The following is a 791-nucleotide window of genomic DNA, read 5'->3' as shown; positions in this document are numbered from 1 at the left end:
AGCGAAGCGGAAGACCACACGCAGTCGTCGAAGAACAAGAGCGGCAGCGGTGAGATCGGCTTCAGCATCGGCGCGCAGACCGGTTGGTACGTGTCGGCCAGCACCGCCAAGGGCAAGGGCAGCGGCAACGGCACCACGCATGTTGAAACCGTGGTGGACGCCGACCGCAACCTGACCGTCATCAGTGGCAAGGACACCACGCTGCAGGGTGCCCAGCTGAGCGGCGACAAGGTGGTGGCCAGCATCGGCGGCAACCTGTCCATCATCAGCGAGCAGGACACCGACGACTACGCCAGCAAGCAGACCCAGGCTGGCGGCACCTTCGTGTACGGCAGCGGCGGCACCGTCAACATCGGCCAGCAGAAGGTCGAGAGCCACCTGCGCAGCGTGCAGGAACAGAGCGGCATCGTTGCCGGCAGCGGYGGCTTCRACATCACCGTGGGCGGCAACACGCACCTGGAAGGCGGCGTGATCGGCAGCACTGCYGAYGCCTCGAAGAACCGCCTGGATACCGGCAGCCTGACCGTTGTCGACATCGAGAACGAATCGCGCGCCAAGACCAGTGGCGGCGGCATCGGCACCGGGTTGGGCAGCGGCGGCGGCATCAGCAACCCGCTGGGGAGCGCGGCCGGMGCRGGGCTGAGCCTGCTGGGCGGCACSAAGAAGAACGACAGCAGCACCACCCACTCGGACATTGCCGCCGGCACAGTGGTGGTGCGCGATGGCAATGAAAGTGCACTGGCCGGGCTCGATCGCACCGCAACCGGCTTTGATACCGACAGCGCGCTGTC

1 protein-coding gene is annotated in these 791 nt (G+C 66.7%); it reads left to right on the top strand.

Features of this window, described 5'->3' with window-relative positions:
- Positions 1 to 791, top strand: a 791-nt coding sequence (locus tag D7T59_RS21110; RefSeq protein WP_180853542.1) for a hemagglutinin repeat-containing protein, incomplete at both ends; no start/stop codon positions are given.

Origin of the sequence: Stenotrophomonas maltophilia, assembly GCF_013464915.1 — a bacterium.
Lineage (GTDB): Bacteria > Pseudomonadota > Gammaproteobacteria > Xanthomonadales > Xanthomonadaceae > Stenotrophomonas > Stenotrophomonas maltophilia_AT.
Note: the sequence above shows the minus strand (reverse complement) of the source record. Positions and strands in the feature narration are given on the sequence as shown.